At 66.2% G+C, this 21862-nt stretch carries 24 protein-coding genes, 1 tRNA gene and 1 pseudogene; 5 read left to right on the top strand and 21 right to left on the bottom strand.

The features are described 5' to 3' along the window. Nucleotides 1–28: 28 nt before the first annotated feature. From R0D99_RS03660 to secA, 3 genes are all read right to left on the bottom strand, one after another. On the bottom strand, nt 29–895 hold the full coding sequence (locus tag R0D99_RS03660) for an ATP-binding protein (protein WP_317750027.1): 867 nt from the start codon (nt 893–895) through the stop codon (nt 29–31). Nucleotides 896–1048: 153 nt separating this feature from the next. After that, nucleotides 1049–2278: a bifunctional glutamate N-acetyltransferase/amino-acid acetyltransferase ArgJ gene (gene argJ / locus R0D99_RS03655; protein ID WP_317750026.1), complete on the bottom strand. Its 1230-nt coding sequence runs from the start codon at nt 2276–2278 to the stop codon at nt 1049–1051. Between the two features lie 145 nt (nt 2279–2423). Next, nucleotides 2424–5213, bottom strand: a complete 2790-nt coding sequence (gene secA, locus R0D99_RS03650; RefSeq protein ID WP_317750025.1) for a preprotein translocase subunit SecA — start codon at nt 5211–5213, stop codon at nt 2424–2426. Nucleotides 5214–5427: 214 nt separating this feature from the next. On the opposite strand from secA, the gene R0D99_RS03645 reads away from it, so the two are divergent. Continuing rightward, the gene (locus R0D99_RS03645) at nt 5428–5739 is read left to right on the top strand and encodes a hypothetical protein (protein WP_317750023.1); all 312 of its coding nucleotides are present in this window, start codon (nt 5428–5430) and stop codon (nt 5737–5739) included. A 41-nt stretch (nt 5740–5780) separates the two neighbouring features. Here the strand turns inward: R0D99_RS03645 and R0D99_RS03640 are convergent. From R0D99_RS03640 to petA, 6 genes are all read right to left on the bottom strand, one after another. Next, nucleotides 5781–5856: transfer RNA gene (locus R0D99_RS03640), tRNA-Thr, on the bottom strand. Between the two features lie 33 nt (nt 5857–5889). Next, the gene (locus R0D99_RS03635; RefSeq protein ID WP_317750022.1) at nt 5890–6408 is read right to left on the bottom strand and encodes a ClpXP protease specificity-enhancing factor; all 519 of its coding nucleotides are present in this window, start codon (nt 6406–6408) and stop codon (nt 5890–5892) included. Nucleotides 6409–6421: 13 nt separating this feature from the next. Then, nucleotides 6422–7033 carry a glutathione S-transferase N-terminal domain-containing protein gene (locus tag R0D99_RS03630; protein ID WP_317750021.1) on the bottom strand — a complete coding sequence of 204 codons (612 nt, stop codon included), beginning with the start codon at nt 7031–7033 and terminating at the stop codon, nt 6422–6424. Between the two features lie 101 nt (nt 7034–7134). Next, complete coding sequence (locus tag R0D99_RS03625) at nt 7135–7899, bottom strand: cytochrome c1 (protein WP_317750020.1); 765 nt, start codon at nt 7897–7899, stop codon at nt 7135–7137. A gap of 20 nt (nt 7900–7919) precedes the next feature. Then, nucleotides 7920–9395, bottom strand: a complete 1476-nt coding sequence (locus R0D99_RS03620; RefSeq protein ID WP_317750019.1) for a cytochrome bc complex cytochrome b subunit — start codon at nt 9393–9395, stop codon at nt 7920–7922. Nucleotides 9396–9405: 10 nt separating this feature from the next. Then, nucleotides 9406–10026, bottom strand: a complete 621-nt coding sequence (gene petA, locus R0D99_RS03615; RefSeq protein ID WP_317750018.1) for a ubiquinol-cytochrome c reductase iron-sulfur subunit — start codon at nt 10024–10026, stop codon at nt 9406–9408. Between the two features lie 165 nt (nt 10027–10191). On the opposite strand from petA, the gene mscL reads away from it, so the two are divergent. After that, the gene (mscL, locus tag R0D99_RS03610; protein ID WP_317750016.1) at nt 10192–10605 is read left to right on the top strand and encodes a large conductance mechanosensitive channel protein MscL; all 414 of its coding nucleotides are present in this window, start codon (nt 10192–10194) and stop codon (nt 10603–10605) included. Nucleotides 10606–10660: 55 nt separating this feature from the next. Here the strand turns inward: mscL and pdxA are convergent, their stop codons facing one another. Together pdxA and R0D99_RS03600 are read right to left on the bottom strand one after the other, a co-directional pair. Further along, nucleotides 10661–11665: a 4-hydroxythreonine-4-phosphate dehydrogenase PdxA gene (gene pdxA / locus R0D99_RS03605; RefSeq protein ID WP_317750990.1), complete on the bottom strand. Its 1005-nt coding sequence runs from the start codon at nt 11663–11665 to the stop codon at nt 10661–10663. A 100-nt stretch (nt 11666–11765) separates the two neighbouring features. After that, on the bottom strand, nt 11766–12539 hold the full coding sequence (locus tag R0D99_RS03600) for a Nif3-like dinuclear metal center hexameric protein (protein WP_317750015.1): 774 nt from the start codon (nt 12537–12539) through the stop codon (nt 11766–11768). Nucleotides 12540–12849: 310 nt separating this feature from the next. Between R0D99_RS03600 and R0D99_RS03595 the strand changes: the two genes are divergently transcribed. Next, the gene (locus tag R0D99_RS03595; RefSeq protein ID WP_317750014.1) at nt 12850–14010 is read left to right on the top strand and encodes a S1C family serine protease; all 1161 of its coding nucleotides are present in this window, start codon (nt 12850–12852) and stop codon (nt 14008–14010) included. Nucleotides 14011–14109: 99 nt separating this feature from the next. Here the strand turns inward: R0D99_RS03595 and tatC are convergent, their stop codons facing one another. The 10 genes and pseudogenes from tatC to hisF all read right to left on the bottom strand — a co-directional run bounded on the left by tatC (nt 14110) and on the right by hisF (nt 21065). Continuing rightward, nucleotides 14110–14916: a twin-arginine translocase subunit TatC gene (gene tatC / locus R0D99_RS03590; RefSeq protein WP_317750013.1), complete on the bottom strand. Its 807-nt coding sequence runs from the start codon at nt 14914–14916 to the stop codon at nt 14110–14112. Between the two features lie 53 nt (nt 14917–14969). Next, nucleotides 14970–15462 (bottom strand): annotated as a pseudogene (gene tatB, locus R0D99_RS03585) (Sec-independent protein translocase protein TatB). A 91-nt stretch (nt 15463–15553) separates the two neighbouring features. Then, the gene (tatA, locus tag R0D99_RS03580) at nt 15554–15787 is read right to left on the bottom strand and encodes a Sec-independent protein translocase subunit TatA (protein ID WP_317750012.1); all 234 of its coding nucleotides are present in this window, start codon (nt 15785–15787) and stop codon (nt 15554–15556) included. A 103-nt stretch (nt 15788–15890) separates the two neighbouring features. Then, nucleotides 15891–16259 carry a histidine triad nucleotide-binding protein gene (locus R0D99_RS03575; protein WP_317750011.1) on the bottom strand — a complete coding sequence of 123 codons (369 nt, stop codon included), beginning with the start codon at nt 16257–16259 and terminating at the stop codon, nt 15891–15893. Then, nucleotides 16256–17311 (bottom strand): patatin-like phospholipase family protein, encoded by a 1056-nt coding sequence (locus R0D99_RS03570; RefSeq protein ID WP_317750010.1) that lies wholly within the window; start codon nt 17309–17311, stop codon nt 16256–16258. The genes R0D99_RS03575 and R0D99_RS03570 overlap by 4 nt, the downstream gene beginning before the upstream one ends. Before the next feature lie 49 nt (nt 17312–17360). Next, a complete protein-coding gene (locus R0D99_RS03565) occupies nt 17361–17777 on the bottom strand; it encodes a DUF4870 family protein (RefSeq protein WP_416365963.1) in 417 nt (138 codons plus the stop codon). Nucleotides 17778–17805: 28 nt separating this feature from the next. Then, nucleotides 17806–18168, bottom strand: a complete 363-nt coding sequence (locus R0D99_RS03560) for a phosphoribosyl-ATP diphosphatase (RefSeq protein WP_317750009.1) — start codon at nt 18166–18168, stop codon at nt 17806–17808. 5 nt (nt 18169–18173) lie between these two features. Further along, on the bottom strand, nt 18174–18563 hold the full coding sequence (hisI, locus tag R0D99_RS03555; RefSeq protein ID WP_317750008.1) for a phosphoribosyl-AMP cyclohydrolase: 390 nt from the start codon (nt 18561–18563) through the stop codon (nt 18174–18176). A gap of 219 nt (nt 18564–18782) precedes the next feature. Next, nucleotides 18783–20126: an NADP-specific glutamate dehydrogenase gene (gene gdhA, locus R0D99_RS03550; RefSeq protein ID WP_317750007.1), complete on the bottom strand. Its 1344-nt coding sequence runs from the start codon at nt 20124–20126 to the stop codon at nt 18783–18785. 159 nt (nt 20127–20285) lie between these two features. After that, complete coding sequence (hisF, locus tag R0D99_RS03545; RefSeq protein ID WP_317750006.1) at nt 20286–21065, bottom strand: imidazole glycerol phosphate synthase subunit HisF; 780 nt, start codon at nt 21063–21065, stop codon at nt 20286–20288. A 62-nt stretch (nt 21066–21127) separates the two neighbouring features. Here hisF and R0D99_RS03540 point away from each other — a divergent pair, with 62 nt between their 5' ends. Together R0D99_RS03540 and R0D99_RS03535 are read left to right on the top strand one after the other, a co-directional pair. Further along, complete coding sequence (locus tag R0D99_RS03540; protein ID WP_317750005.1) at nt 21128–21385, top strand: AbrB/MazE/SpoVT family DNA-binding domain-containing protein; 258 nt, start codon at nt 21128–21130, stop codon at nt 21383–21385. After that, nucleotides 21385–21777: a type II toxin-antitoxin system VapC family toxin gene (locus tag R0D99_RS03535; protein WP_317750004.1), complete on the top strand. Its 393-nt coding sequence runs from the start codon at nt 21385–21387 to the stop codon at nt 21775–21777. Before R0D99_RS03540 ends, R0D99_RS03535 begins: the two co-directional genes overlap by 1 nt. Nucleotides 21778–21862 lie beyond the last annotated feature (85 nt).

The following is a 21862-nucleotide window of genomic DNA, read 5'->3' as shown; positions in this document are numbered from 1 at the left end:
GGCGCCGTAGGCGACTCAGGGGGGGATGTCAAGCCCTTCCCATGTAGTCGCGCGCAAACTGATACGCCACGCGCCCCGAGCGCGAGCCGCGCTCCAGCGCCCAAACCAGCGATTCGGGCGCCGCCGCTTCGATCTGCCCTGGCGTGGCGCCCAGCGCGCTCATCCATTGCGCGACGATGGCCAGATATTCGTCCTGACTGAACGGGTAGAAGCTGACCCACAGCCCGAAGCGCTCGGACAAGGAAATCTTTTCTTCGATCACCTCGCCGGGATGCACCTCGCCATCGTCGGTGTGCGTGTAGCTCAGGTTGTCCTTCATGTACTCGGGCAGCAGGTGCCGGCGGTTGCTGGTGGCGTACACCAGCACATTGGGCGTGCTGGCGGCCACGCTGCCGTCCAGAATGCTCTTGAGCGCCTTGTACCCCGGCTCGCCCTCGTCAAAGCTCAGGTCGTCGCAGTAGATGATGAATTTTTCGGGCCGGCCGGCCACCACGTCCACGATGTCGGGCAGGTCGGTCAGTTCAGCCTTGTCGACTTCGATCAGCCGCAGCCCCTGCGGCGCGTACGCGTTCAGACAGGCCTTGATGAGCGACGACTTGCCGGTACCGCGCGCGCCTGTTAGCAGCACGTTGTTGGCGGGTCGGCCTTCAACGAACTGGCGCGTGTTACGCTCGATCTTTTCCTTCTGCGCGTCGATTTCCTTCAAGTCGGACAGCGCAATGCTGCCCACGTGGCGCACCGGTTCCAGCACGCCGTGGCCGCTGGCCCGCTTGCGGTAGCGCCACGCCACCGACTGCGACCAGTCGGGCGACGAAAGCGATTGCGGCAGCACCGCTTCAATGCGCGCCATCAGGCGCTCGGCCTTGTCGATCAGGCGCGCAAGATTTTCAGTCATGGGAAAAATGTCTTCATTCAAAAGGCCGCGGAGCAGGCCACGCCAGCGAACGCCGCGGACGGGCTTGCACCGGCCACTGGCGTTGTCCCCCTTCCCGCGAAGCGCAGCGCAGCGAGAGAAGGGGGAAGCGGCGCCAGCCGCTCAGGGGGATGCTCACGATCTGTAATCGGCGTTGATGCTGACGTAATCGTGGCTCAGGTCGCAGGTCCACACCGTGTCGCTGGCGCTGCCGCGGCCCAGGTTCACGCGCACGGTGATCTCGGACTGCTTCATCACGCGCTGCCCGTCCTCCTCGCGGTAAGCCGGGTTGCGCCCGCCCTGCACCGCCACGTGCACGTCGTCCAGGTGCAGGTCGATCCGGGTCTGGTCCAGGTCGTCGATGCCGGCATAGCCCACCGCCGCCAGGATGCGGCCCAGGTTCGGGTCGCTGGCGAAGAACGCCGTCTTGACCAGCGGCGAATGCGCAATGGCGTAGGCCACCTGGCGGCATTCGGCGGCGGTCTTGCCGCCGTCGACCTGGATGGTGATGAACTTGGTTGCCCCTTCACCGTCGCGCACGATGGCCTGCGCCAGCTGGCGTGCCACGCCCAGCATCGCCGCCTTCAGCGCCTGGCCGTCGGGCGAGGCGAGCGAGGTGACGGGTGCATTGGCGGCCTGCTGCGTGGCGATGACGACAAACGAGTCGTTGGTCGAGGTGTCGCCGTCGATGGTGACGCGGTTGAACGAGCCATCCGCCAGCTCCAGCGCCAATTGGTTCATCAGCGACGGATCGATGCGCGCGTCGGTCGCCAGGAAGCCCAGCATCGTCGCCATGTTGGGGCGGATCATGCCCGCGCCCTTGCTGATGCCGGTGACCGTAATTTCGGCGCCACCCACCATCGCCTTGGCGCTGGCGGCCTTGGGCACGGTGTCGGTGGTCATGATGCCTTCGGCAGCGCGCGCCCAGTGGGCGGGCTGCGCGTCGGCGATGGCGGCGGGCAGGCCGGCGACGATGCGGTCGACGGGCAGCGGCTCCATGATTACGCCGGTCGAGAACGGCAACACCTGGGCGGCGTCGAGCTTGAGCAGCCCCGCCAGCGCATCGCAGGTCTGGCGTGCGCGGGCCAGGCCGTCTTCACCCGTGCCGGCGTTGGCGTTGCCGGTGTTCACCACCAGCGCGCGAATCGGCGCGCCACCTGCCAGCCGCTCGCGGCAGATTTGCACCGGCGCGGCGCAAAAGCGATTGCGCGTGAACACGCCGCCGACGCTGGCGCCTTCGTCCAGCAGGAACACCGTCAGGTCCTTGCGGTGGGCCTTGCGCACACCCGCTTCGGCCACGCCGATGCGGACACCGGCGACAGGGTGCAGTTGCGTGGGATCGGGGGCCTGCAGGTTCACGGGCATGGTGCGTCCTTCCGGTCGATGAGTTGAATGAAAAATCAGGCTCCGGCGCTTGCCAGAAGCCCGCTGTCAGCTATTTTAATAATAGCAAAGGTCGCCAAAAGAAAACACGGGCCCGAAGCCCGTGTGGCGCAACGCCGGTCTGCCGTCAATTCAGCGCGCCGTGGCATTGCTTGTATTTCTTGCCGCTGCCGCAGGGGCACGGGTCGTTGCGGCCCACGCGCGGCACCGCGTCGGCCGCGGCCGCGCCACCCAGCGCCGCCGCACCGCGCAGGGCGGACTCGGGCACCGTCTGCGCTTCGCCGGTCTCGCTGGGCGCGGTGTAGGTCACGTTGGTCACGTGCTCGCCGCGCTGCTCGATCTGCTCGGCCGCCGCCTCGACCTGGTCGCCGGACTGGATGCGCACCGTCATCAGCTGGCGCGTGACCTCGTTCTTGACCACGTCCAGCAGCTGGCCGAACAGCTCGAACGCCTCGCGCTTGTATTCCTGCTTGGGCTGCTTCTGTGCATAGCCGCGCAGGTGAATGCCCTGGCGCAGATAGTCCAGCGCGGACAGGTGCTCGCGCCAGTTGGTGTCGATGGCCTGCAGCAGCACGGCGCGCTCGAACGGGCGGAAGTTCTCCTGCCCGACCTGCGCGATCTTGGCGGCATAGGCATGGTTGGCGGCATCGACCACCTTTTCGAGCACGTCATCGTCGGTGATGGCCGTGGAAGACTCGACCTCCTTGGTCAGCGGCAGCTCGATCTGCCACTCGTCGGCCAGCACCTTTTCGAGTGCGGGAATGTTCCACTGCTCTTCGACCGATTCGGCGGGCACGTACTGGCGCACCAGGTCGGTGAAGCAGCCTTCACGCAGGGCAGAGATCTGGCCTGACAGATCCTCGGCGTCGAGAATGTCGTTGCGCTGCTGGTAGATCACCTTGCGCTGGTCGTTGGAGACGTCGTCGTACTCCAGCAACTGCTTGCGGATGTCGAAGTTGCGCGCCTCGACCTTGCGCTGCGCGCTTTCGATGCTGCGGGTGACGATGCCGGCTTCGATGGCCTCGCCCTCGGGCATCTTCAGCTTGTCCATGATGGCGCGCACGCGGTCGCCCGCAAAGATGCGCATCAGCGCATCGTCCAGGCTCAGGTAAAAGCGCGACGAGCCCGGGTCGCCCTGGCGGCCCGAGCGGCCGCGCAGCTGGTTGTCGATGCGGCGGCTTTCATGCCGCTCGGTGGCGATGATGCGCAGGCCGCCCATCGACTTGATCAGGTCGTGGTCCTTCTGCCAGTTGGCCCGCAGGTCGGCAATGCGCTTCTCGCGCGTGGCGGCGTCCAGCGACTCGTCGGCCTCCAGCGCCTGCACGGCCTTCTCGACGTTGCCGCCCAGCACGATGTCGGTGCCGCGCCCCGCCATGTTGGTGGCGATGGTGATCATCTTGGGCCGGCCGGCCTGGGCCACGATGTCGGCTTCGCGCGCGTGCTGCTTGGCGTTCAGCACCTGGTGCGGCAGCTTCTGCTTCTGCAGCAGGTCGGCGATGATTTCCGAGTTCTCGATCGACGTCGTGCCCACCAGCACCGGCTGGCCACGCTCAAAGCAGTCGCGGATGTCGGCGATGGCGGCGTCGTACTTTTCCTTGGTGGTCTTGTAGACGCGGTCCAGCTGGTCGTCGCGCTTGCTGGGCTTGTTGGGCGGAATCACCACGGTTTCCAGGCCGTAGATGTCCTGGAATTCGTAGGCCTCGGTGTCGGCCGTGCCGGTCATGCCGGCCAGCTTGTTGTAGAGGCGGAAGTAGTTCTGGAAGGTGATCGACGCCAGCGTCTGGTTCTCGGCCTGGATCGGCACGCCTTCCTTGGCCTCCACCGCCTGGTGCAGGCCATCGCTCCAGCGGCGGCCGCTCATCAGGCGGCCGGTGAATTCGTCGACGATGACGATCTCGGGCCCCTGCTCGCCCTGCTGCACCACGTAATGCTGGTCACGGTGGTACAGATGATGCGCGCGCAGGGCGGCATTGAGGTGGTGCATCAGCGAGATGTTGGCCGGGTCGTACAGGCTGGTGCCCTCGGGTATCAGCCCACGCTCGGCCAGGATGCGCTCGGCTGTTTCATGGCCCTGCTCGGTCAGGTAGACCTGATGCGTTTTCTCGTCGGCGGTGAAATCGCCCGGCTGGATCACGCCCAGGCCAGTGCGCGGGTCGGCCTCGCCTTCCTGGCGCACCAGGCGCGGCACGATGTCATTGATAGCCAGATACAGCGCCGTGTGGTCTTCGGCCTGACCGCTGATGATGAGCGGCGTGCGCGCTTCGTCGATCAGGATGGAGTCCACCTCGTCGACGATGGCGTAGTTGAGCTTGCGCTGCACGCGGTCGCCCGTTTCGTACACCATGTTGTCGCGCAGGTAGTCGAACCCGAACTCGTTGTTGGTGCCGTAGGTGATGTCGGCGTGGTAGGCGGCCTGCTTGTCCTCGCGCGGCATCTGCGGCAGGTTGACGCCCACCGTCAGGCCCAGGAAGTTGTACAGCCGCCCCATCCATTGGGCGTCGCGGTTGGCCAGATAGTCGTTAACCGTCACCACGTGCACGCCCTTGCCGGCCAGCGCGTTCAGGTACACCGGCAACGTGGCCGTGAGCGTCTTGCCCTCGCCGGTGCGCATTTCGGCAATCTTGCCTTCGTGCAGCGCCATGCCACCGATCAACTGCACGTCGAAGTGGCGCATCTTCATGACGCGCTTGGAGCCCTCACGCACCACAGCGAAGGCCTCGGGCAGCAGCTTTTCGAGGCTTTCGCCGCCCGCAATGCGGCCCTTGAACTCCTGCGTCTTGCCGCGCAACTCGTCGTCGCTCAACTTCTCCAGCGCGGGCTCCATGGCGTTGATCGCCGCGGCGCTCTTGCGGTACTGCTTGAGCAGGCGGTCGTTGCGACTGCCGAAAATCTTGGTGAGGAAGTTGGAAGTGGCCATGCATGCGCGAACATCGCGATGCCCAGCCAGGCGCACCAAACGACGATCGTCTATCCAGAAATTGATTCAGGTGACGCGAAGTTGGGGGCATTCCGGTCGCGTGCAAGGCCGGGAAATGCCCACTCGACCGCCGCGCCCGCGCTTCGCGAGACAATCGCGTATTTTAACTGGGCTGGCTTGGCCGAAACCGGCCCGCCTGAACCCCCTTTACCGCTTGGCTTCTTCGTCCCGATCCGCCCTCACCCTGCAACAGGCCGTGGCCCAGGCGCCCGTGCTGGCGCGGCTGAGTGAACTGGCAGCCGAATCGAACGCCCGGCTGGCCGTGATCCTGCCGGCGCTGCCTCCTGCGCTGCGCCCGCTCATCCGCTGCGGCGCGCCGGACGGCGAAGCGTGGACATTGCTGGTGCCCCACAACGCGGCCGCCGCCAAGCTGCGCCAGCTGACGCCGACCCTGACGGCCGCCCTCGCCGCCGCGGGTCATCCGGTGACATCCATCCGCATCAAGGTGGCGCGCCGTCAGCCCTGAAAGCAAAAAGCCCGCATCGGTTAGCACGATGCGGGCTGAACTGGTGCCGGCTGTCGGATTCGAACTGACGACCTACCGCTTACAAGGCGGGTGCTCTACCAACTGAGCTAAGCCGGCGCAAACAGGTGAGATTCTAGCGGCGCGGCCCGCTCACTTGATGCGCTTGAGCGCCGGCCGCTTGCGCGGGGGTGGCGGGGGCGGATCGGTCGGCTCTTCGGCATCGGCCTCGTCCGTGGGCACCAACTGCATGCCGCCACGCGCTGCGGGCTCGCCGGCGGGCGCCTCCGCCGTCTGGGATTCGTCCGGCGATGCAGCGGCATCGTCCTGCTCGTCCGAGGCGGCGGGCACGGGCATGGGAAAGGCCATGCCCTGGCCGTTTTCGCGCGCATAAATGGCGAGCACACGATCCATCGGCACCATGATGTCGCGCGGCACGCCGCCGAAGCGGGCCTTGAATTCGACGAATTCGTTGCCGAGCTTGAGGCCGCTGGTGGCGTCGAAACTGATGTTGAGCACGATCTCGCCGTTCTGCACGTATTCGCGCGGCACCTGCACCGTGTCGTCGACCAGCACGGCGATGTAGGGCGTCAGCGCGTTGTCGGTGCACCACTCGTACAACGCCCGGATCAGGTAGGGGCGTGTCGAGCTGGATTCGAGCGCGTTCATCATCGGTGACGGCCTCTTACTTGCGCATGACCTTTTCGGACGGCGTCAGCGCCTCGATGTAGGCGGGGCGCGAGAAGATGCGTTCGGCGTACTTCAGCAGCGGCGCGGCGTTCTTCGACAGGTCGATGCCGTAGTAGTCGAGGCGCCACAGCAGCGGCGCCAGGGCGACGTCGAGCATCGAGAAGTTCTCGCCCAGGATGTACTTGTTCTTGAGGAACACGGGCGCCATCTGCGTCAGCCGGTCGCGGATGTTGGAACGCGCCTTCTCCAGCGCTTTTTCGTTGCTCTTGCTGGCGCGGTTTTCCAGCGTCGACACGTGGGTGAACAGCTCCTTCTCGAAGTTGAGCAGGAACAGGCGCACGCGCGCGCGATCCACCGGGTCGCCCGGCATCAGCTGCGGGTGGGGAAAGCGCTCGTCGATGTATTCGTTGATGATGTTCGACTCGTACAGGATCAGGTCGCGCTCGACCAGGATCGGCACCTGGCCATACGGGTTCATCACCCCGATGTCCTCGGGCTTGTTGTAGAGATCGACGTCGCGGATCTCGAAATCCATGCCCTTTTCGAACAGCACGAATCGGCAGCGATGGGAGAACGGGCAGGTCGTACCGGAATACAGCACCATCATGTCGGCAGGCTCCTTAAAACCGAAGGAGTGGAGAAGCGCCTGTCACGGCGCCTCGCCACTCCGCTACCCCGGCTGGCGCCGGGGCGTGAATACGCGAAAGATTATTTGACGTCTTTCCAGTACGCCGCGTTCAGACGCCACGCCAGGAAAGTGAACACCAGCAGGAACAGCAGCACCCACACGCCGATGGAGATGCGGCTGTTCTGCGCCGGCTCGCCCATCCACTGCAGGAAGTTGACCAGATCGCCGACCGCCGCGTCGTACTGCTGCGGCGACATCGCGCCCGGCGTGACCTGTTCCCAACGGCCGGTGAAGGCGTGGACTTCGTGGCCATGCTCTTCGCGCGTTTCGAACACGGGCTTGCGCTCACCCTGCAGTTGCCACAGCGGGTGGGGCATGCCGATGTTGGGGAAGGCCAGGTTGTTCCAGCCGGTGGGCTTCAGCCCGTCGCGGTAATAGCTGCGCAGCAGCGTGTAGAGGTAGTCGGCGCCCGAGCCGTTGGCGCCCGCGCGCGAACGCGCCACCAGGGTCAGGTCAGGCGGGTTGGCGCCGAACCAGGCCTTGGCCTGCGCCGGGTCGATGGCCGACTTCATCATGTCGCCGACCTTGTCGGACGTGAACAGCAGGTTGTCCTTGATCTGCTGGTCGGTCAGGCCAATGTCGCGCAGACGGTTGTAGCGCATGAAGTTGGCCGAGTGGCAGCTGAGGCAGTAGTTGACGAAGATCTTGGCGCCGTTTTGCAGCGATGCCTGATCGGTCGTCTTGCCGGGCGCCTTGTCCCATGCAATGCCGCCGGTGGCGGCCTGTGCGCCGACGATATTGACGGCCAGCGCCAGCCCGAGGAGCAGTTTCTTCCAGAGGTTCATTTTGCTTTTCTCCCGGGTGCTCAGTGCGGCTTGAAGGTGACGCGATCGGGCACCGGCTTGGGCTCACCCAGTTGGCTCCACCAGGGCATGAGCAGGAAGAAGCCGAAATAGAACAGCGTGCCGATCATGGCCACCAGTTCGTTGGTGAACCAGGCCAGCGAAGGCGTCGAGAAGATCGGGCCCGGCACCATGATGCCCAGCACCATGAGGATGAAGAACCACACCACGAACACGACGTACAGCCACTTGTGCCAGTCGGGCCGGTAGCGGATGGAACGCGCCGGGCTGCGGTCCAGCCAGGGCAGGAAGAACAGGATGATGACGGCGCCGCCCATCACCACCACGCCCCAGAACTTGGCGTCGAAGGTCTTGAGCAGGGCGATCGCCACCAGGCCGGCCACGGCCAGGCCCACCTTCAGCGCCATCGAGCAGCGGCACTTGAGCATGGCCAGCACCACGCCCAGCACGATGATGGCGCACAGCACGTTGACCATCACGTCGTTGGTGGCGCGCAGCATCGAATAGAACGGCGTGAAATACCACACCGGCGCGATGTGCAGCGGCGTCACCAGCGGGTCGGCCGGAACGAAGTTGTTGTATTCGAGGAAGTAGCCGCCCATCTCCGGTGCGAAGAACACCACCGCGAAGAAGGCCATCAGGAACACGCCCACGCCCACGATGTCGTGCACCGAGTAGTACGGGTGGAACGGCACGCCGTCAGCCGGCGCGTCGGGCGACCAGCGGTTGCCCTTGGGGCCCTTCTTGATCTCGATGCCGTCCGGGTTGTTGGAGCCGACGTCGTGCAGCGTCAGCAGGTGGGCCACCACCAGGCCGATCAGCACCAGCGGCACGGCGATGACGTGGAAGCTGAAGAAGCGGTTCAGCGTGGCGTCGCCCACCACGTAGTCGCCGCGGATCAGCAGCGCCAGGTCGGGGCCGATGAAGGGAATGGCGGAGAACAGGTTCACGATCACCTGCGCGCCCCAGTAGGACATCTGGCCCCAGGGCAGCAGGTAGCCCATGAAGGCCTCGGCCATCAGCGCCAGGAAGATGGCGCAGCCGAAGATCCAGACCAGCTCGCGCGGCTTGCGGTAGCTGCCATACAGCAGCCCGCGGAACATGTGCAGGTACACCACCACGAAGAACGCCGACGCCCCGGTGGAGTGCATGTAGCGGATGAACCAGCCGCCCGGCACTTCGCGCATGATGTATTCGACCGACGCGAAGGCGATGGGCGGCGCGCCCAGGATGCCGCCCACGGGGCTGGCGTCCGGCTTGTAGTGCATCACCAGGAAGATGCCGGTGACGATCTGGATCACCAGCACCAGCATGGCCAGCACGCCGAAGTAGTACCAGAAGTTGAAGTTCTTCGGCGCGTAGTACTCCGACATGTGCTTGCGGTATTCCGCAAACGCAGTCGGGAACCGGTTTTCGAACCAGTTGGTCACCTTGGCGCCCAGCGGCGCGTTGGGGGAGATTTCCTTGAACTCTGCCATGGCCGCCTCTTTATGCCTTCTTGTCTTCGCCGATCAACAGCTTGGTGTCGGCCAGGTACATGTGGGGCGGCACCTCGAGGTTGTCAGGCGCCGGCTTGTTCTTGAACACGCGGCCCGCCAGGTCGAACGTGGAGCCGTGGCAGGCGCACAGGAAGCCGCCCTGCCAGTTGTCGGGCAGCGACGGCTGGGCGCCCGGCGTGAACTTGTCGCCCGGCGAGCAGCCCAGGTGCGTGCAGATGCCGATCACCACCAGGAATTCGGGCTTGATCGAGCGCGTTTCGTTGCGCGCGTATTCGGGCGTGGGGAAGGCGGTGCGCTGCGAAGTGGGGTCGGCGACTTCGGCGTCGGTCTTCTTCAGCGAAGCCAGCTGTTCGGGCGTGCGGCGCATGATCCAGACCGGCTTGCCACGCCATTCGACAGTGGTTTTCTCGCCCGGCTTGAGGCCGGAAATGTCGACCTCGACCGCGGCGCCGGCGGCCTTGGCGCGCTCGGACGGGGCGAAGCTGCTGACGAAGGGGGTGGCCAGGGCCACGGCGCCCGCGGCGCCGGCGCAGCTCGAGGCGATCAGCCAGGTGCGCTTGCTGCTGTCTAGGGGCACGGGGGTGAAGGTGCTGGACGTTGCGTCACTCATGGCTGTCCTCTGCGGATGATTTCTTGTGTTCGAATCAAACTCGAATCCATCGCGGATTGTAGCGGAGCGCAACAGCCCCCCCGGCGCGGCGCGCAGAGGGATTGACACCGCGCGGCCAGTGACAATACTGAGCGCGTTTTCAACCATCCCTCGGAGGGAACACACATGAGCATGATGCAAGAGTTCAGAGAATTCGCCGTCAAGGGCAACGCCATCGACCTCGCGGTCGGCGTGATCATCGGCGGCGCGTTCGGCAAGATCGTCGACTCCATCGTGGGCGACCTGATCATGCCGGTGGTCGGCAAGATGTTCGGCGGCCTCGACTTTTCCAACTACTACATCCCGCTGGCCGGCCAGGCCGCCGGCATGCCGCTGGAAGCCGCCAAGAAGGCCGGCGCCGTGTTCGCCTACGGCAACTTCATCACCATCCTGGTCAACTTCATCCTGCTGGCTTTCATCATCTTCATGATGGTCAAGCAGATCAACCGCCTGAAGAAGGAAGAGCCGGCGCCGGCGCCCGAAGCCCCGCCGGAAGAAGTGCAACTGCTGCGCGAGATCCGCGACAGCCTGAAGCGCTGATAGCTATCTAAACAGTAGCTATGGACGCCCGCCAGCCCAGCGCTGCGGGCGTTTTTTATTGCGACAGCTGGCGCGCCATGCGGGTCGCGGCGATCAGGCTCGACGCATCGGCCACGCCGCGCCCGGCGATGTCGAACGCGGTGCCGTGGTCGGGGCTGGTGCGCACCAGCGGCAGGCCCAGCGTCACGTTCACGCCCTGCTCCACGCCCAGGTATTTGACGGGGATGAGCCCCTGGTCGTGGTACATCGCCACCACCACGTCGAATTCGGCAAAACCCCGCGCCCGCATGAACACCGTGTCGGGCGCAAACGGGCCGCGTGCGTCGATGCCTTCGGCGCGCGCCTGCGCGATGGCGGGGGCGATGGCGTCGGCTTCTTCGGTGCCAAACAAACCGCCCTCGCCCGCATGCGGGTTCAGCCCGGCGACGGCGATGCGCGGCGTTTTTTGTAGCGCCGCACCAACAGATTGATGCGTAATGCGCAGGGTCTGAAGAATATTTTCAGCCGTCACCTGCTCGATGGCGCGGCGCAACGAGACGTGAATGCTGACCAGCACGGTGCGCAGTTCGTCGTTGGCCAGCATCATGCGCACCGGCACTTGGCTGACCGGACGGCCCAGGTGCTCGGCCGCCACGGCCTGCAGCAGTTCGGTGTGGCCGGGGTAGCGCGCGTACGGGTCGCCCGCGGCGGCCAGCGCCTCCTTTTGCAGGGGCGCGGTCACCAGGGCCGCAATGTCGCCGCGCAGCGCGGCCCGGGCGGCCCAGAACACGGCATCGCCCGCCATCCGGCCGCCGTCGGCGCTGACCTGGCCCAGCGGCACCGGCTGCGGCGGCGGCTCGACCACCTGCAGCACCGGCACGCAGCGCGGGGGCGCACGCAAGGCGTCGGCGGGCTGTTCGATGACGGCCACCGGCAGCGCCACGCCCTCGCCCGTCACCCATGCGGCGGCGCGCCGCAGCGCGGCCACGTCACCGGCGACGAAGCAGCCGCGCATGACGTCGGGCGCGTCGCGAAAGGCCTTGGCGATGATCTCGGGGCCGATGCCGGCCGGGTCGCCCATGGTCACGGCCAGCGGGCGCAGGTCGGGCGGGGTTTCAAGCAATTTCAGCCTCCAGCGCTTGTCCAGCCAGCGCAACCAGCTTCTGTTTTAATAGCAATTGTCACGCCGGGTTGTCGATCTCGATGAATTCGTGGGCAATGCCCAACTGCGCCGCCACGTGCGCCGCCAGCGCGGGCGCGCCGTAGCGTTCGGTGGCGTGGTGGCCGCAGGCGTAGAACACCACGCCGCATTCGCGCGCCAGGTGGGCCTGCGGCTCGGAAATCTCCCCCGTGATGAAAGCCTGCGCCCCCGCGGCGATGGCCGATTCGAAGTAACCCTGCGCGCCGCCACTGCACCACGCTATTTTTTCGATAGCTTCACGCGCTTGTCCCACCTGCGTGACGGGGCGATTCAGCACGTGTTCCAGCTGCCACGCCAGCACGTCGGCGTCGGCAAAGGCTTCGCCGTCGGCCCGGTGGCCGATGAAGCCCAGGTCCTGCTCGCCGAAGCGCCCCGTGGCCTGCAGCCCCAGCCGCTCGCCCAGCTGCGCGTTGTTGCCCAGCGTGGGGTGCGCGTCCAGCGGCAGGTGGTAGGCCAGCAGGTTGATGTCGTGCGCCAGCAGGCGCTTCAGGCGCTCCTTCATCCACCCGGTGACGGTGCCGTCCTGCCCGCGCCAGAACAGGCCGTGGTGCACGAAGATGGCGTCGGCGCCGGCGGCGATGGCGGCGTCGATCAGCGCCCGGCTGGCCGTCACGCCGCTGACCAGCTTGCGGATGGCGGGCTTGCCCTCGACCTGCAGGCCGTTGGGGCCGTAGTCCTTGAAGCGTTCGGGCTGCAATTCGGCGTTGCAGGCGGCCAGCAGCGTGGCGCGGTCGGTGGTGGCGGGTTCGGGCATGGGGTGATTGTGCGGCACGGGGGCGTGGTCACGATTGCCGGACGCGAAGGGCGCGAAGGGTTCGCGAAGGACGCGAAAAAGACATCCTTTCGCTCTCAAAAACAGAGCGCACTGCGCTCATGCATCAGGGGTCGCGGCCGACCCAATGAAAAGATATTGAATCTTTCGCGTCCTTCGCGAACCCTTCGCGCCCTTCGCGTCCGGTATTCAAATAGGCGCCACACCCCGCGTTCACCCCGCCAGCCTTGCATTCGCGCGCCGCACCCTAAAATTTCGACCACACTGCCGGCGCCCCTGCCGAAAAATTTTCATGAAACGTCTCTGGCTCCTGTTCGCCCAAGTGGTCACCGTGCTACTGGCCGCCTACTTCGTCGTCGGCACGCTCAAGCCCCAGTGGCTGCAGCGCGGCGCCGCGGTGCCCGGCAGCACGGGCACCATCTCCATCCTGGAAGCCCCGGCGGCACCCATCGCCCAGCCGGCGCCCGGCAGCCTGAGCGGCGCCGTGCGCAAGGCCGCGCCGGCGGTGGTCAGCATCAACACCAGCACCAACGCGCGCGGCCCGCAGAGCAACGACCCGTGGTTCCGCTTCTTCTTCGGCGACCGGGGCGACCTGCAGCAGCAGCAAAGCGGGCTGGGCTCGGGCGTCATCATGAGCCCGGAGGGCTACGTGGTCACCAACAACCACGTGGTGGAAGGCGCGGACGCCATCGAGGTGGTGCTGCCCGACGCGCGCCGCACCGCGGCCAAGGTGATCGGCACCGACCCGGAAAGCGACCTGGCGGTGCTGAAAATCGACCTGGACAAGCTGCCCGTGATGACGCTGGGCAATTCCGACGCGCTGCAGGTGGGCGACACGGTGCTGGCCATCGGCAACCCGTTCGGCGTCGGCCAGACGGTGACCAGCGGCATCGTCAGCGCGCTGGGGCGCAACCAGCTGGGCATCAACACCTTTGAGAACTTCATCCAGACCGACGCCGCCATCAACCCCGGCAATTCGGGCGGCGCGCTGACCGACGTCAGCGGCAACCTGATGGGCATCAACACGGCCATCTATTCGCGCTCGGGCGGCAGCATGGGCATCGGCTTTGCCATCCCGGTCAGCACCGCCAAGCAGGTGATGGAAAGCATCGTCAAGAACGGCCAGGTGGTGCGCGGCTGGATCGGCGTGGAGCCCAACGAGCTGACACCCGAGCTGGCGCAGACCTTCGGCATCAAGACCGAGCAGGGCGTGATCGTGACCGGCGTGCTGAACAACGGCCCCGCCGCCAACGCCGGCATCCGCCCGGGCGACGTCATCACGCAGGTGGGCGGCCAGCCGGTGCGCACGGTGTCCGAGCTGCTGTCCCGCATCGCCGCGCTGACGCCGGGCCAGGCCACGCCGTTCACGTTGCAGCGGCGCGGCGAAGCGGTGCAGGCCGAGGTGACGCCCGCACAGCGGCCGCAACCGCGCGGGCAGTTGCGTCCGCGTTGATTGCTACGTTATCAATAGCTGCAGGCGCTGATCAGGCAAGCGCTGCGGCGCTAAAACACTTCAAATAAGCACCCCCCCCGCGGCTGGCGCGCTGGGGCGTCAGGACGCCGCCGGGCCCGGCGCGTCTTCTTCTTCGGCCGCCTTGGTGTGCTTGATGAACAGCTGCGCCGCCCAGATGCCCACTTCGTACAGCAGGCACATCGGAATCGCCAGCGCCAGCTGCGACACCACGTCGGGCGGCGTCACGATGGCGGCGATGACGAAGGCCAGCACGATGAAGTAGCCGCGAAAGGCCCGGAGCTGCTCCACCGTCACCATGCCCAGGCGCGCCAGCACCACCACGGCGATCGGCACCTCGAACGCCAGCCCGAAGGCCAGGAACATGGTCAGCACGAAGCTCAGGTACGCCTCGATGTCGGGCGCGGCCGTGATCGACTTGGGCGCAAAGCTCTGGATGAAGGTGAACACCTTGCCAAAGACGAAGAAGTAGCAGAACGCCACGCCCAAAAAAAACAGCACGGTGCTGGACACCACCAGCGGCAGCACCAGCTTCTTTTCGTGCGAATACAGCCCCGGCGCCACGAAGGCCCACACCTGGTAGAGCACCACCGGCAGCGCGATCAGGAAGGCCGCCATCAGCAGGATCTTCAGCGGCACCATGAAGGGCGAGATGACCGAGGTGGCGATCATGGTGGCGCCCGCCGGCAGGTGCGCCACCAGCGGCGCCGCCAGCACGTCGTACAGCGCGCCGGGGCCAGGGTACAGCGCCAGCACGCCCGCCACCACGCCCACGGCGACCAGCGCCTTGATCAGCCGGTCGCGCAGTTCCATCAGGTGCGCGACGAAGGGCTGCTCGGTGCCGGCCAGTTCGTCTTCGGGTTCGGGCTTGGAAGTGGGTTCAGTCATGGAAGCAGCGATTGTCGCCGACGCGCCGCGCCAGCGCGCTGGCCCGGCAGCTTTCAAGCGCCCGGCTTACGGGGCCGGAAGCGCGCCACGCGCGCCGCGCCCGACTGCACCTGCCGCCGCACGCCCTGGCGCGCCTTGTACCACTGCGGCGTGGCGCCGCGCTTGAGGCGCCAGTTCTTGTCCGGGCGGCGGTATTCGGGCGGCGGTGGCTCCCACGCGGGGGGGGGTGGCGTCACCCGACGACGTGGCAGCGCTGCCGTCCAGGCCGGCGGTCACGCTGCTCCAGTCTTTTTCGAAGTCGGCCTTGGTGGAATAGATGCCTTTTTCGACCTCGCGGCCGGCCTCTTCCACCGACTCCTTCATCTTCTTGAGTTCGTCGAGGTCCATCGCCCGGTTGACCTCGGCCTTGACGTCGGCCACGTAGCGTTGCGCCTTGCCCAGCAGCGTGCCGACCGTGCGGGCCACGCGCGGCAGCTTTTCGGGGCCGATGACGATCAGCGCGACGGCGCCGATCAGCGCCATCTTCGAAATACCGAGGTCCAGCATGGAGTGGTTGAGCGTTAAGCGTTGAGCGTTCGGCGAAAACCGCCTGCATCACGCTCAACGCCGGACGTCGAACGCTCAACCGGAAAAACCGTCAGGTTTTTTCCTTGGCCTGCACGTCAATGGTTTCCTTGGCGGCGGTGGCCGTGTTGGTCACCTGGCCGGCAGGGGCCTTGTCGGCTTCGGAAGAACCTTCCTTCATGCCGTCCTTGAAGCCCTTGACGGCGCCGCCCAGGTCGGTGCCGATGTTCTTCAGCTTCTTGGTGCCGAAAATCATCACCACGATCAACAGCACGATCAGCCAGTGCCAAATGGAAAAACTACCCATGTCATTCTCCTTGGCGCGGCTCGATGCGCACCGTTCGAGTCATTTTAGACGGCGGGCGTGACCGCAGGTTCCCCCGCCCCGCAATCCCGCCGCGGCGCGAAGCTCAACCCTTCACCCACGGCCGCGGGCCGCCCATCACGTGCACGTGCAGGTGGTGCACTTCCTGCCCGCCTTCGGCGCCGGTGTTGACGACGATGCGGTAGCCGCCGTCCGGGTAGGGGCTGCAGCCCTGCTCCAGCGCCAGCCGCGGCGCCAGCGCCATGAGGCGGCCCAGCAGCGCCTCGTGCTCGGGACCCACGTGCGCCATCGACACGATGTGCGCCTTGGGCACGATGAGAAAGTGCACCGGCGCCCAGGGATGGATGTCGTGGAAGGCAAACAGCTCATCGTCTTCGTAGACCTTCTTTGACGGAATCTGGCCGGCGACGATCTTGCAGAAGATGCAGTTCGGGTCGTGGGCGTGAGAACTCATGGCTTGGCTTTCTCGGCAGGTTGAATCTTGGCGCGGCTGACCTTTTCGACGCTGGAGCGCACGCCGACGTCGTCGAAGTGCGCCTGCAGCCAGGCGGCTGCGGCCTCGCGCCCCAGCTGGAACAGGCGGCGCAGAAACGCCACGTCGGCGCGCGCCTTGCTGGCGGCGCCGAATTCGGCCAGCGCCGCGCCGCCGTCCACGCGGTGCAGCAGCACGTCCTTGTAGCGCGCCGGGTCCAGGCGCCCCTCGGCCAGCAGGCGGCTGACGAATTCCATGGCGCGCATCTCGGCCAGCAGCGGCGCGTTGAAGGTGATCTCGTTCACGCGCTCCATGATCTCGGGCGCGCTGGCGCCGGGCTTGTAGGGCGACTCGATCGGGTTGATCTGCACCAGCAGCATGTCGGCGCTGCGGGTTTCGTAGATCAGCGGATAGATCGCCGGGTTGCCCGAATAGCCGCCGTCCCAGTAGAACTCGTCGCCCACCTGCACGGCCTGGTACAGCGACGGCAGGCAGGCCGAGGCCATCACGGCGTCGGCCGACACCTGGGCGCCGCTGAAGATGTCGCCGCGCCCGGTGCGGATGTTGGTGGCCGTGATGAACAGCTTGATCTGCCGCTGCCGCGCCACCAGGTCGAAGTCGATTTCGCGCCGCAGCAGCTCGCGCAGCGGGTTCACGCCGAATGGGTTGGCCTGGTAGGGCGAAATCCACTGCGCGAACCACGGGCCCAGCATCTGCACGCCCGCCAGCGGCAGGCCGGTCATGAAGCTGCCCATGACGCCCACGCCGTCCCAGAAGCGCGACAGCGCGGCCCGGGCGGATTCGCGCGCGTCGCCGGGCTTCAGGCCGTCTTCGTGCGCGCGGGCCAGCGCGTGCGCCAGCACCACCGCGTTCATGGCGCCGGCGCTGGTGCCGCTGGCGCCTTCAAAGCGCAGGCGGCCGTCTTCCAGCAGCGCGTCGAGCACGCCCCAGGTAAAGGCCCCGTGCGAGCCGCCGCCCTGCAGCGCGAGGTTGAGGGTCTTGCCGCTGGTGCGCCCGTTGCCGTTTTTTGCCATGCGCCGATTATGCGGACGTCGTTCGCGGGCGGCGCGGCTCAGCCGCGCATCAGCCGGTCACCGGGCGCCCGGCGTTCATGCGCACCATGCCCTTGACGATGCGGTACAGGAACCAGATCGAGATGATCACCCAAGCCGGGTTGAACAGGAACAGCCCCAGCAGGAAGAACGGGAAGGTCACCACGTACAGCACGCCGGCCCACAGCACCGAGCTGATGCGCCACTTGAAGTGGCTTTCCTGCCAGGTGCCGGCGGCTTCGTCCTTTTTCACCAGGTCCATCACCAGCGCAATGATGAGCAGCGCCACGCTGACCTGCGCGCCCGGCACCACCGCGGCCACGGCCACGATCAGGTGCAGGATGTAGCTCACCCAGCCCCAGGTCTTGAGCGAATCGGCCGGCGCCGGGCCGCGCCCCTTGCCGCGTGCGCCGATGGGTTCCACGTCGATGACGTCGTTGTTGCTCACGATCCGGCTCCTTTCGTTGCGTGTCGGGTCATTCCGCTTCGCGCTCGCGCACCTTGCGCAGCGCCTTTTCCTCGATGCCTGAGAGTCCCTCGCGGCGCGCCAGTTCCGCCACCACGTCGGCGGCGGACAGGCCGTAGTGCGCCAGCGCCACCATGCCGTGGAACCACAGGTCGGCCATCTCGGCCACGACCTTGTCGCGCGCGCCGCCGTGGTCGGCGTCCTTGGCCGCCATCACGACTTCGGTGGCTTCCTCGCCAATTTTCTTGAGGAACGCGTCCGGCCCCTTGTGCAGCAAGCGCGCCACATAGCTCTTTTCCGGATCGCCGCCGGCCGAGGGCTTGCGGCTTTCGATGACGGCCGTCAGCCGCGCCAGGGTGTCTTCAGAAGGCATACGCGTTATTTGTAGATCGATTCCGGGTCTTTCAAGACCGGCTCCACCACGTGCCACGCGCCGTCCTTCAGCACGCTGAAAAAGCAGCTGTGGCGCCCGGTGTGGCAGGCAATGCCGGGGTCGTGCCCCAGCTGGGTGACTTTCAGCAGCACCACGTCGGCGTCGCAGTCGATGCGGATGTCGTGCACCCGCTGCACGTGGCCCGATTCCTCGCCCTTGAACCACAGTTTGCCGCGCGAGCGGCTGAAATACACCGCGCGGCCCAGCTCGGCCGTCCTGGCCAGCGCCTCGCGGTTCATCCACGCGAACATCAGCACGTCGCCCGTGCCCTGCTCCTGCGCGATCACGGGCACCAGCCCCTGCGCATCCCATTTGACTTCGTCCAGCCAGTTCATGGAAGGATTGTCGGGGATTCGCGCAAGTGCTCTGAAACTACTATTTTGATAGCTGCTAGCGCTTGTCCATCAAGCGCTGGAGGCCAATTTCGCTCAAATCAGCGACCGAACGGCCGCGCAGCCGGCCCTGCCAGATCACCACGGCCTGGCTTGTGCCGGCCGTCGGTGATGCCCCTTGAGGGGGTGGCGAAACAGGACGCAGCCCGTGGAGCCTGGGGGTCAGAGCACGCCCTGCGCCAGCATGGCGTCGGCAATCTTCACGAAGCCGGCGATGTTGGCGCCTTCGACGTAGTTCACCGTGCCGTCGCTGCGCTCGCCGTGGCGCACGCAGTTGCCGTGGATGTCCTTCATGATCTCGTGCAGGCGCAGGTCCACTTCGCTGTGCGTCCACGACAGGCGCATGGCGTTCTGGCTCATTTCCAGGCCCGACGTGGCCACGCCGCCGGCATTGCTGGCCTTGCCGGGCGCGTACAGCGTGCCGGCTTCCAGGAACAGGTCGACCGCCTCCAGCGTGCTGGGCATGTTGGCGCCTTCGGCCACGCAGACCACGCCGTTGGTGATCAGGTGCTTGGCGTCCTTGGCGTCCAGCTCGTTCTGCGTGGCGCAGGGCAAGGCGATGTCGACCGGCACGTGCCATGGGCGCTTGCCGGATTCAAATTTCAGCTTGTGCTGCTTGGCGAAGTCCTTCAGGCGGCCGCGCTGCACGTTCTTGAAGTCCATCACGTCCTTCAGCAGCCCTTCGGTCATGCCACCTTCGCACACCAGCGTGCCTTCGGAATCGGACAGCGTGACCACCTTGGCGCCCAGCTCCAGCGACTTGACGGCGGCGTACTGCGCCACGTTGCCCGAGCCCGAGATGCTGACGCTGCGGCCCTCGAAGCCCATCTGGCGGCGGCGCAGCATTTCCTGCGCAAAGTACACCGTGCCGTAGCCCGTGGCCTCGGGCCGCATCAGGCTGCCGCCATAGGCGATGCCCTTGCCGGTAAAGACGCTGCTGGCGTTGTTGCCCAGCTTTTTCATCATGCCGGCCATGAAGCCGACTTCGCGCGCGCCCACGCCGATGTCGCCCGCGGGCACGTCGGTGTCGGCGCCCAGGTGGCGGTACAGCTCGGTCATCAGCGCCTGGCAAAAGCGCATCACCTCGCCATCGCTCTTGCCCTTGGGGTCGAAGTCGCTGCCGCCCTTGCCGCCGCCCATGGGCAACGTGGTCAGCGCGTTCTTCAGCGTCTGCTCGAAGCCCAAAAATTTGAGGATCGACAGGTTCACGCTGGGGTGAAAGCGCATGCCGCCCTTGTACGGGCCGATGGCCATGCTGTGCTGCACGCGGAAGGCGCGGTTGACCTGCGTCTGCCCCTTGTCATCCACCCAGGCCACGCGGAACTGGATCACGCGGTCGGGTTCGACCAGGCGCTCCAGCAGACCGTGTTCGCGGTAGCGCGGGTGCCGGTCGAGAAACGGCCACAGCGAGGTCATCACTTCGCGCACGGCTTGCAGGAACTCGGGCTGCTGCGGATCGCGCCGCTGCACGGCACTCAGAAATTCTTCAAGGCTGGTGGCGCTCACTCAACGGGCTCCTTGCAAGGTGGACTGTGAACCAAACGGTCAATGATGCACCAAAAAAAGGCGCAGGCGGTTGCGCTGCGGCAAGAAAGTTTGCTCTTATTTTAATAGCTATCAGCGCAGTCTGGTCAAGCGCCAGCGGCCGATTAGACTTAAAAACCATCAGCGCCGAACCGTGATGCCGCGCTCGGCCATGCGCTGCTTGGCCTGCGCCACCGTGTATTCGCCGTAGTGAAAGATGCTGGCCGCCAGCACGGCATCGGCCAGGCCGTATTGCACGCCGTCGGCCAGATGGTCCAGGTTGCCCACGCCGCCCGAGGCGATCACGGGCACCGTCACGGCCTCGGCCACGGTGCGAGTCAGCTCCAGGTCGAAGCCGCTCTTGGTGCCGTCCTTGTCCATGCTGGTCAGCAGAATTTCGCCAGCGCCGTGCTCGGCCATCTGCTTGGCCCATTCGATGGCGTCGAGCCCGGTGTTCTTGCGGCCGCCATGGCTGTACACGTCCCAGCCCTCGCCGCGCGCCATCAGGTCGTCGCCAAAGCGACGCTTGGCGTCAATCGCCACCACGATGCACTGCGAGCCGTACTTGGCCGACGCGTCGCGAATCACCTGCGGGTTGGCAATGGCGGCCGAGTTGAAGCTGGTCTTGTCGGCCCCGGCGTTCAGCAGGCGCCGCACGTCGTCCACCGTGCGCACGCCGCCGCCCACCGTGAGCGGGATAAACACCTGGCTGGCCACCGCCTCGATGATGTGCAGGATCACGTCGCGCCCGTCGCTGGTGGCGGTGATGTCGAGGAAGGTGAGTTCGTCCGCGCCCTGCTCGTTATAGCGCGCGGCAATTTCGACCGGGTCGCCGGCGTCGCGCAGTTCGACGAAATTGACGCCCTTGACGACGCGGCCGCCGGTGACGTCCAGACAGGGGATGATGCGTTTGGCAAGCATTGGGTTTTTTGACAATTTCGGTTTATCTGTCAGAATTAAATTTCTGACCTATGGAGGCATTCATGACCAGCCTTGCCATTTCCGACAACGGCCGCGTGCTGATTCCGGCAGCGCTGCGCGAGCAACTGGGCTTCAAGCCCGGCAGCCGCGTGCACGTGGAGGTCAAGGACGGCAGCCTGATCCTCACCCCCGCGTCGCAGCGCTACGCCAAGCTGCGCGCCTATTTTGACAGCCATCTTCCCCCGACGCCGGGGCGCAGCCTGACCGATGAGTTCATCGCCGAGCGCCGGGCCGAGGCCGCGCGCGAAAGTCGCGAGTGATGCACGTCATTGACTCCTCTGTGCTGATCGCCATCAGCAAGGGCGAGCCGGGTGCGGAGGCCGCCATGGACCTGCTGCTCTCGAACGAGTGCGTCATCAGCAGCGTGAACCTGGCCGAGGTGGGCACCAAGCTGATCGACTTCGGCCTGCCCGAGCGCGAATTGTCTCGTGGCCTGTCGCAATTCAGTCTGGATGTGATCGACTTCGACGCCGAACAAGCGACCGCCTGCGCCGCGCTGCGTGCGATCACGCGTGAGTACGGCCTGTCGCTGGGCGACCGCGCCTGTCTGGCGCTGGCGCGCGGCATGCAGGGCGTGGCGGTGACCGCCGACCGCGCCTGGGCGGATTTGGACGCGGCGGCCATCGGCGTGCGCGTGCAATTGATTCGCTGACTACGCCTTCCGTCGAGCGCCCGTTCAAAAACGAAAGGCCGCGCAGCAGGCCGTGTCAGGACGCCGTGGAACGGGCTTGGCCCGG

It is taken from the genome of Ottowia sp. SB7-C50 (assembly GCF_033110285.1).
Lineage (GTDB): Bacteria > Pseudomonadota > Gammaproteobacteria > Burkholderiales > Burkholderiaceae_C > Ottowia.
Note: the sequence above shows the minus strand (reverse complement) of the source record. Positions and strands in the feature narration are given on the sequence as shown.

Excerpts from the sequence above, each read along its gene's own strand:
- R0D99_RS03660 (WP_317750027.1), bottom strand. The coding sequence starts at position 895 with ATGACTGAAAATCTTGCGCGCCTGATCGACAAGGCCGAGCGCCTGATG.
- argJ (WP_317750026.1), bottom strand. The coding sequence starts at position 2,278 with ATGCCCGTGAACCTGCAGGCCCCCGATCCCACGCAACTGCACCCTGTC.
- secA (WP_317750025.1), bottom strand. The coding sequence starts at position 5,213 with ATGGCCACTTCCAACTTCCTCACCAAGATTTTCGGCAGTCGCAACGAC.
- R0D99_RS03635 (WP_317750022.1), bottom strand. The coding sequence starts at position 6,408 with ATGATGAACGCGCTCGAATCCAGCTCGACACGCCCCTACCTGATCCGG.
- R0D99_RS03630 (WP_317750021.1), bottom strand. The coding sequence starts at position 7,033 with ATGATGGTGCTGTATTCCGGTACGACCTGCCCGTTCTCCCATCGCTGC.
- R0D99_RS03625 (WP_317750020.1), bottom strand. The coding sequence starts at position 7,899 with ATGAACCTCTGGAAGAAACTGCTCCTCGGGCTGGCGCTGGCCGTCAAT.
- R0D99_RS03620 (WP_317750019.1), bottom strand. The coding sequence starts at position 9,395 with ATGGCAGAGTTCAAGGAAATCTCCCCCAACGCGCCGCTGGGCGCCAAG.
- petA (WP_317750018.1), bottom strand. The coding sequence starts at position 10,026 with ATGAGTGACGCAACGTCCAGCACCTTCACCCCCGTGCCCCTAGACAGC.
- mscL (WP_317750016.1), top strand. The coding sequence starts at position 10,192 with ATGAGCATGATGCAAGAGTTCAGAGAATTCGCCGTCAAGGGCAACGCC.
- pdxA (WP_317750990.1), bottom strand. The coding sequence starts at position 11,665 with ATGGGCGACCCGGCCGGCATCGGCCCCGAGATCATCGCCAAGGCCTTT.
- R0D99_RS03600 (WP_317750015.1), bottom strand. The coding sequence starts at position 12,539 with ATGCCCGAACCCGCCACCACCGACCGCGCCACGCTGCTGGCCGCCTGC.
- R0D99_RS03595 (WP_317750014.1), top strand. The coding sequence starts at position 12,850 with ATGAAACGTCTCTGGCTCCTGTTCGCCCAAGTGGTCACCGTGCTACTG.
- tatC (WP_317750013.1), bottom strand. The coding sequence starts at position 14,916 with ATGACTGAACCCACTTCCAAGCCCGAACCCGAAGACGAACTGGCCGGC.
- tatA (WP_317750012.1), bottom strand. The coding sequence starts at position 15,787 with ATGGGTAGTTTTTCCATTTGGCACTGGCTGATCGTGCTGTTGATCGTG.
- R0D99_RS03575 (WP_317750011.1), bottom strand. The coding sequence starts at position 16,259 with ATGAGTTCTCACGCCCACGACCCGAACTGCATCTTCTGCAAGATCGTC.
- R0D99_RS03570 (WP_317750010.1), bottom strand. The coding sequence starts at position 17,311 with ATGGCAAAAAACGGCAACGGGCGCACCAGCGGCAAGACCCTCAACCTC.
- R0D99_RS03560 (WP_317750009.1), bottom strand. The coding sequence starts at position 18,168 with ATGCCTTCTGAAGACACCCTGGCGCGGCTGACGGCCGTCATCGAAAGC.
- hisI (WP_317750008.1), bottom strand. The coding sequence starts at position 18,563 with ATGAACTGGCTGGACGAAGTCAAATGGGATGCGCAGGGGCTGGTGCCC.
- hisF (WP_317750006.1), bottom strand. The coding sequence starts at position 21,065 with ATGCTTGCCAAACGCATCATCCCCTGTCTGGACGTCACCGGCGGCCGC.
- R0D99_RS03540 (WP_317750005.1), top strand. The coding sequence starts at position 21,128 with ATGACCAGCCTTGCCATTTCCGACAACGGCCGCGTGCTGATTCCGGCA.
- R0D99_RS03535 (WP_317750004.1), top strand. The coding sequence starts at position 21,385 with ATGCACGTCATTGACTCCTCTGTGCTGATCGCCATCAGCAAGGGCGAG.